Source organism: Bacillus sp. FSL L8-0152 (assembly GCF_038006365.1).
Lineage (GTDB): Bacteria > Bacillota > Bacilli > Bacillales > Bacillaceae_G > Bacillus_A > Bacillus_A cereus.
In genome coordinates, this window is record NZ_JBBOVB010000002.1 from 334823 (window position 1) to 342992 (window position 8170).

Consider the following 8170-nt stretch of genomic DNA (forward strand, 5'->3'; position numbering starts at 1 on the left):
TAAAAATTCTTATTTGGAATTAATTATTTTTCTCGATACTCCAACATCATTTCTATATTAAGTATCTTCAACAACTAAGAAGACAATTAATTTCAATATACCGTAAAGTATCCCAATTAAAAGTTTAATTTATTACCAAGGCTCCGGAAAAGCTGCTTTATTTCTGTACCAAAATAAAATCCTGTATTAGTAGTTTTTTTATCTACATAATTAATTTTAATCTCTCTTCTAGAATCTCCCTATCTGATTGTGATTTTGAAATTACAAGACATGTATCATTCCCACAAATACACCCTACTTTTTCTTTCCAGTCTACAGAGTCTAATAACACCCCTATAACATGTGCATTACCCGGTAAAGTTTTAATAATAGTTAATTGATTTATATAATCAATCTTTACGACAACTTCTCCCAGCTTTTTCTTTAACATCATATCAGTTTGTATATTATCTCCTGTGAAGTTTTTATATATAGTTAAACCGTTTGAAGAAACTGTCTTTATTATATTTAATTCGCGAATATCTCGCGAAATAGTAGCTTGTGTTACAATTTCCCCCTTTTTTGCTAACAGCTCTACTAACTTTTCTTGTGTATCTATTTCATACTCTCTCACCGCTTGTTTAATTAGCCTTTGTCTTTTCTCTTTTCTCATAAAAGACGCCCCTTATATCGTTATACTTTTATTATATCTTCCTATAAATTTTATTCGAAAGAGGAAAAGGGGAATGTTGCGGAAACGTTCATAGTTTTGAGTACTTTACGCCCCTATAGGAGCCCACCACACATCCATTAACTTAAGGATGTAGAATCTGGATAAAAAAGAATTATCTTTATTCGCTGAAGAGTTATATTGATATATAATTACTAACCTTCAATTACCAATCCTATCCATTGCAGTAAAATAAAATAGGTTGTAACATCTACCAGTATTTAAATGACGAACATTGTCTACAGCATTTCAACTAATAATTAAGAGGAGCATACAATGAATAAAATAAAAAGGTTACTAAAACGTAAAACGACTTTGATAATTCTTATCCTATTCGTATTTGTTTATGTAAATAATAGTTCTTTTTTTGCTGAGAGGGCCGATAGGACTCCTCTTCTTCTTGCTCACCGAGGGCTTTCGCAAACATTTAGCATGGAAGGGATTGAGGGTGATACATGTACAGCTAAACGTATAAATAAACCTGAACATTCTTATTTAGAAAATACAATTCCATCTATGGAAGCGGCATTTAAAGCTGGAGCTAATCTAGTAGAGTTTGATGTTCAACCAACTAAAGATAATAATTTTGTTATTTTTCATGACTGGACTCTTGATTGCCGTACTAATGGTAAAGGTGTTACAAGAGATTTTACAACAAAAGAACTACAAGCACTTGATATTGGTTACGGTTATACAGCTGATGGGGGTAAAACATTCCCGTTTCGTGGCAAAGGGCATAATCTTATGCCAACACTTGATGAAGTACTTACCCATTTTCCAGACCGTTCTTTTCTTATTCATATTAAAAGTGATGATGAAAATGAAGGAATCCAATTGGCTACTTACCTCAAGAAATTACCAGCGAAGCGCCTTAATCAACTAACTGTATATGTTGGCGATAAACCAATTGCTGCGATAAAAGAGCGCATCCCTAGTTTACGATTAATGTCTAAAGCAACCATGAAAAAGGATCTTCTTACTTATATGGCGTTAGGGTGGACTGGTTACACGCCTTCAAGCCTGAAACATGGGGAGTTACATATACCAGACAAAGTAGCTCCTTGGCTTTGGGGATGGCCAAATCGTTTTCTTAATCGAATGGATAAAGCTGATACTCGAGTTATTGTTGTAGGAGGAAATGGATTTGGATTTTCAAGTGGATTTGACTCGCTTGAAGATATAAAACGTCTTCCTGACGATTATACAGGTGGAATTTGGACAAACCGCATTGATAAAATAGCACCTGTATTTCAAAAATAAAAGATGATATAACAATCGAAGTTTCTTCATATATTTAACCATTTATATTTTAAAAGAAGACTTATTAATAATGTTGAAGTTTTATACACCAATAAACACCGCTGATGACCTCCATTATTTATAGGAAATCAGGGGTGTTTTTTGGATGAATGCTACTCACTGTAATTCAAATCGAAGTACGACAACAATCAAAAAATAACCCGCTACATGTAAAAAATGGGCTAAATCCACATTAATAACTCATTGTAGATAAATTATTAACCTTGCAATACCTTCTTAAATTTAATTGTAGGGGTACCGCCACACATCCATCAACTTAAGGTATATTTTTATACAAAATGCGGTCTTTCTATATAGTTTTTTATTATCTTTTATAGATTTTATAAAAGTAGGCATATCAAATAAACCCTGACGGGCTTCAATTTTTTTACTATGCTACCTGATGAGTAGAAGTGGTATACTCATAAACAACACCCAAAATATCAAAGACTGTCTTTTTCTCATATCGATGAGATTTTCGTCCGTTGTGCTGTAGGAGGTTAAACAGACGAAGGAGAACCTTTGATAATTCTTGGGTGTTTTTGTGTAATGCTTGGTAAAAAAGTAAAAAATAATCCTTAATTATGTACATCGCTTTATATTCACTTAGCTCTTTCTGTTTCTTACGTAACAGGAGTTCTCGCATTTTAAACATAGTAGAAGAACATAATAGGATACTAATGAGTTGTCCATAAAGGTGACATTCTAATCGTTCTTGTTTAATAGATTTACAACGATGAATTTGAAACCAAGATTTCCATATTTTAAATAACAGCTCAATTTGCCAACGCAGTGAATATAGATCATAAATTTTCTCTTTTGGTACCCATTCCGTAGGAATGTTTGTCATATATACCGTAATACCTTGTAAAAGTTTTGTACGCTCTGTATATGTAATTCCTTTTTTCTTTTCGCGAATAGCTCGATCACGTAGACGTTTCTGTTTTTGCTCCTCGGTACATCTATAAACTACAATTCGAGTAGGCAGTTTGTCTTTACTCCCTACATATACATCATGTAATTCATACACTTGGCCAGGCTGCAATTGTTTCATGATGTCTTCCAAATGAATTTGTATATATACGGGTTTTAATTGAGCGGGTTTTGTTTTAAATACTACTGTTTCAAATTCTTTTCTATATATTTTAGTGGGTAACTTTAGACGTGATAAATAATATCCTTGCTTATCTTGAATAGACTTAAAGTCTTGTAGACGAAAATATCCTAAGTCACGAATATATAGTTCATTCTTTTGTGCCATGCCTGTTCGAGTCGCACTATATGCCTGATCACTTCGTTTTCCTGGTTCAATTTCCACATCAGAAAATTTTCCACTCAACAAGTCATACTCTAGTTGGATTTTCACACCAGCTGTATGACTACACCCTCCGGCACCAGGATAAGTAGTTGCGAATCGATCTGGAACTTGGAAGGTTGTAGAATCAAGGACGAGAATCCGCTCAAAATAAGAAGAAAGAGAATGAGAAATCTTAGATACTCCTCCAATTTTAGCTTGTAGAAGTGTAGTAAATACAGTGCGAAAGAAGGCTACAGAATCCGAATTAAATCGTCGATTAAGTCCCTCCGGACTTAATAAAATTCCTGTTGAAGTTTCTAATTGACTACAAAGTTGAGTAAGAGAGGTAGTAGCGATTTGTTGATTTAACCATACACACAAAGATAAGAAATGGTGCCCGTGGCACTTGCGTTTTCGTTTCATTCCGCCTGCTTCTATAGCTAATTGATTAAGTGTAGCGGGAGACATATATCGATATAGCTCTTCGGCAAATAAAGATAACTCTTGTTTTTGATGCATATTCATAAAAAGCACGTCACCCTTTCTCATTAACATAAGAAAATAGTAACGTGCTTTTAACTTCAAAAATAGTCTAAATCCTTAAGTTGATGGATGTGGGGTACCGCCACATCCATCAATTTAAGGTATATTTTTATACAAAATGTGGTCTTTCCATATAGCTTTTTATTATCTTTTATAGATTTTATAAAAGTGGGCATATCAAATAAAACCTGACGGGCTTCAATTTTTTACTATGTTACATGATGAGTAGAAGTGGTATACTCATACACAACACCCAAAATATCAAAGACTGTCTTTTTCTCATATCGATGAGATTTTCGTCCGTTGTGCTGTAGGAGGTTAAACAGACGAAGGAGAACCTTTGATAATTCTTGGGTGTTTTTGTGTAATGCTTGGTAAAAAAGTGAAAAATAATCCTTAATTATGTACATCGCTTTATATTCACTTAGCTCTTTCTGTTTCTTCCGTAACAGGAGTTCTCGCATTTTAAACATGGTAGAAGAACATAATAGAATACTAATGAGTTACCCATAAAGGTGACATTCTAATCGTTCTTGTTTAATAGATTTACAACGATGAATTTGAAACCAAGATTTCCATATTTTAAATAACAGTTCAATTTGCCAACGTAGTGAATATAAATCATAGATTTTCTCTTTTGGTACCCATTCCGTAGGAATGTTTGTCATATATACCGTAATACCTTGTAAAAGCTTCGTACGCTCTGTATAAGTAATTCCTTTTTTCTTTTCGCGAATAGCTCGGTCACGTAGGCGTTTCTGTTTTTGCTCCTCGGTACATCTATAGACCACAATGCGAGTAGGTAGTTTGTCTTTACTCCCTACATAAACATCATGTAATTCATACACTTGGCCAGGTTGTAATTGTGTCATGATGTCTTCCAAATGAATTTGTATATATACCGGTCTCAATTGAGTGGGCTTTGTTTTAAATACAACTGTTTCGAACTCTTTTCTGTATATTTTAGTTGGTAACTTAAGACGTGATAAATAATATCCTTGCTTGTCTTGAATAGACTTAAAGCCTTGTAAACGAAAATATCCTAAGTCACGAATATATAGTTCATTCTTTTGTGCCATACCTGTTCGAGTCGCACTATATGCCTGATCACTTCGTTTTCCTGGCTCAATTTCCACATCAGAAAATTCCCCACTCAACAAGTCATACTCTAGTTGAATTTTCACACCAGCTTTATGACTGCATCCTCCAGCACCAGGATAAGTAGCTGCGAATCGATTTGGAACTTGGAAGGTTGTAGAATCAAGGATGCGAATGCGCTCAAAGTAAGCTGAAAGAGAATGAGAAATCTTAGATAAACCTCCAATTTTAGCTTGTAGAAGTATAGTAAATGCAGTTCGAAAGAAAGCTACAGAGGCTGAGTTAAAGCGTCGATTAAGTCCCTCTGGACTTAATAAAATTCCTGTTGAGGTTTCTAACTGACTACAAAGTTGAGTAAGAGAGGTAGTAGCGACTTGTTGATTTAACCATACACACAAAGATAAGAAATGGTGCCCATGGCACTTACGTTTTCGTTTCATCCCGCCTGCTTCTATAGCTAATTGATTAAGTGTAGCGGGAGACATATATTGATATAACTCTTCGGCAAATAAAGATAACTCTTGTTTTTGGTGGATATTCATAAAAAGTACGTCACCCTTTCTCATTAATATAAGAGAATAGTAACGTGCTTTTAACTCCAAAAATAGTCTATATACGGATTTGGAATAAAGTCACGAAGTTTAAAAAAGACGTGTTGTTTTAATAAGGTGCAACGCTTTTGCTCGAGATTACTTATCTAGAGCTTGTTTTATTGAACTAACAGGGCAGGTTACTTCAATAAAAAGAGGGGTTTTAGTGACAAAAGCTAATTCTTATTGCTATAAACAATTATATAGGGGAGTGTTTACATTGATAAATTTTTTTAAATATAACTGGCAAGTAAGAGACGAATGGTTTGAATGGTGTAATCAACTATCAAATGAAGAGTTGATAAAAGAGCGAACTGGAGGAGTAGGAAGTATTTTATATACCCTTTTTCACATTATTGATGTTGAATATAGTTGGGTTCGTGGTATTCAAGGTAAAGAAGACATAGTAGTTGAATTTGCTGATTATGATACACTTGAGAGGGTTAAATCTCTTTCAGATAGATTCCAGAATAAAATAGCTGAATTTCTCAAAAAAAATTTAGATGAATTAAAAGAGAAAGCTGTATGTGTTGCTTGGGATGAAGATAAATATACTGTTGAGGAAATATTACACCATATAATTGCTCATGAGATTCACCACATTGGTCAACTCTCTGTTTGGTCAAGAGAAGTAGAACTCAACCCCGTACCTGCTAACTTTATTGGAAGAAAGTTTAAATCCATTCATTCTTATTAAACTAAATGGAGCGTTAGTGGTATAAGGAAAATTAAATTAATCAGACTTTTTATAAAAAACAGTTCTGGAAAATAAAAGAGAGCCATCGTTTTGTTCAATTACTGTTTAAAACAATGGCTTTTTATATGCATTGAAATTATGGGTTTAGAATGATTTTTTAACCAAACTTTATTTTAAACCTGCACCAAATCCTTAAGTTGATGGATGTGTGGCGGTACCCCTTGTATAAGAGTTTGTTTTTAAACAAACTCTGTCTCAATAGTATCCTGATATTACAAAAAAGAACTAAGATGTTTCATCCTAGCTCTTTTTTAGCAATATCAACTTATTATATACATTCATCAATCGTTATTTTACTTCATTGGCAACAAAGAAATGCTCACATACACTTGAAATACGTTTTAAATCCACATTGCCACCTGAAATAACCGCTACTACTTTTTTACCCTGTACATATTTATCAACTTTGCCTGCAAGAAGAGCGGCTGTTGCTAATGCTCCCGCACCTTCTACAACAGCCTTTCCGCGTTGCAATAAGTCTTTCATCGCTACTTCTAATTCTTCTTCCGATACAGTTACAATTTCATCTACTAGGTTTTTTACAATTTCAAAGGTTAAATTCCCTGGTATTTTAACTGCACAACCATCCGCTATTGTTGGTGCTTCATAGTGTTCTACAATTTTTCCAGCATCATAAGAAGCTTTCATTCCATGAACATTATCTGCTTGAACCCCAATAATATTAATGGAAGGATTAAATGATTTCAGTGCTACAGCAATTCCTGAAATAATTCCTCCTCCACCAATAGGAACAATAACAGTATCAACATCCCACATATCATCTAGAATATCTAAGCCAATTGTCCCTTGGCCAGCCATTACTTCTACATCATCATATGGATGTAGGTATGTTTCGCCTGTTTCTTTTATAATTTCTTCACATTTCGCTTTTGCATCATCAAATGTATCACCGTATAAAATAACTTCAGAACCATATCCTCTCGTCGCATCCACTTTAGCTTGCGGTGCAGAGGTTGGCATCACAATTTTGCTTTTAATTTTGAGTAAATGAGAAGATAATGCAACACCCTGTGCATGATTTCCAGCTGAACAAGCGATTACACCACGTTCTTTTTCTTCATTTGTTAGTTGGGAAATTTTATTAAATGCACCACGAAACTTGAATGAACCCGTTAACTGCATGTTTTCTAACTTCAAATAAATTTCTCCACCGGTTTTACTGGTTAAATAGAAAGATTTAACCAAAGGCGTTTTTCTAGCATTTCCATCTAAAATTTCTTGTGCTTTTTTTATATTCCCAATGTTAAGTGGTAAAATCTCATTACTCATATTAACACTTCTTTCAATGGCTTATAATCTAATTCTAGTGTTGTACCTAAATTCTCATAAGTTATTGTACCCTTGTAAATATTTACCCCCGTCGCCAAAGCCGATTTATTTTGGATTGCATTCTCCAATCCATTTTTAGCTATTTCTAGTAAATACTCAATATTTCCATTTGCTAAGGCCATAGTTGAAGTACGTGGAGTAGCACCAGGCATATTTGGTACTGCATAATGGATTACATCATGCTTAATAAATATAGGATTATCATGAGTTGTATAATGATCGACTGTCTCTACCGTACCACCTTGATCTATTGCAATATCCACAATGACACTTCCTGGCTTCATAGATTGAACCATATACTCTTTAACAATTTTAGGAGGGCGAGATCCTGGTATTAAAATTGTTGAAATAAATAAATCTGCTTCTTTAATCGTTCGCTCTAGATTTTCAGTATTAGATTCAATTATATTTACTTCTTCTGTTGCGTATTGCTTTCTTAAATATGCAATTCTTTCTTGATTAACCTCTAGGATTGTAACACTACATCCAATTCCAATTGCCATATCACAGGCATTAGTTGCAGCATT

Annotated in this window: 5 protein-coding genes and 2 pseudogenes; 2 read left to right on the forward strand and 5 right to left on the reverse strand. The window is 34.0% G+C overall.

The features are described from left to right. Positions 1-202 precede the first annotated feature (202 nt). Positions 203-652, reverse strand: a complete 450-nt coding sequence (locus tag MHH27_RS29715; protein WP_001224401.1) for an arginine repressor — start codon at positions 650-652, stop codon at positions 203-205. Between the two features lie 333 nt (positions 653-985). Between MHH27_RS29715 and MHH27_RS29720 the strand changes: the two genes are divergently transcribed. Beyond that, positions 986-1969: a glycerophosphodiester phosphodiesterase family protein gene (locus MHH27_RS29720; protein ID WP_340945293.1), complete on the forward strand. Its 984-nt coding sequence runs from the start codon at positions 986-988 to the stop codon at positions 1967-1969. A gap of 430 nt (positions 1970-2399) precedes the next feature. Here MHH27_RS29720 and MHH27_RS29725 read toward each other — a convergent pair whose 3' ends face one another. Both MHH27_RS29725 and MHH27_RS29730 read right to left on the reverse strand, forming a co-directional pair. Beyond that, positions 2400-3830, reverse strand: a complete 1431-nt coding sequence (locus MHH27_RS29725) for an IS4 family transposase (RefSeq protein ID WP_097833444.1) — start codon at positions 3828-3830, stop codon at positions 2400-2402. Between the two features lie 227 nt (positions 3831-4057). Next, positions 4058-5488: pseudogene (locus MHH27_RS29730) on the reverse strand (IS4 family transposase). Positions 5489-5756: 268 nt separating this feature from the next. Between MHH27_RS29730 and MHH27_RS29735 the strand changes: the two are divergent. Next, entirely contained in the window at positions 5757-6233 is a 477-nt protein-coding gene (locus tag MHH27_RS29735; protein WP_176520618.1) for a DinB family protein, read from the forward strand. 348 nt (positions 6234-6581) lie between these two features. Here the strand turns inward: MHH27_RS29735 and tdcB are convergent, their stop codons facing one another. Then, complete coding sequence (gene tdcB / locus MHH27_RS29740; protein WP_098566848.1) at positions 6582-7583, reverse strand: bifunctional threonine ammonia-lyase/L-serine ammonia-lyase TdcB; 1002 nt, start codon at positions 7581-7583, stop codon at positions 6582-6584. Continuing rightward, a pseudogene (locus tag MHH27_RS29745) lies at positions 7580-8170 on the reverse strand (alanine dehydrogenase); the annotation flags it as partial. The pseudogene MHH27_RS29745 and the gene tdcB, both read right to left, overlap by 4 nt.

Coding starts and splice junctions, on each gene's coding strand:
- MHH27_RS29720 (WP_340945293.1), top strand. CDS start 986: ATGAATAAAATAAAAAGGTTACTAAAACGTAAAACGACTTTGATAATT.
- MHH27_RS29715 (WP_001224401.1), bottom strand. CDS start 652: ATGAGAAAAGAGAAAAGACAAAGGCTAATTAAACAAGCGGTGAGAGAG.
- tdcB (WP_098566848.1), bottom strand. CDS start 7,583: ATGAGTAATGAGATTTTACCACTTAACATTGGGAATATAAAAAAAGCA.
- MHH27_RS29725 (WP_097833444.1), bottom strand. CDS start 3,830: ATGAATATGCATCAAAAACAAGAGTTATCTTTATTTGCCGAAGAGCTA.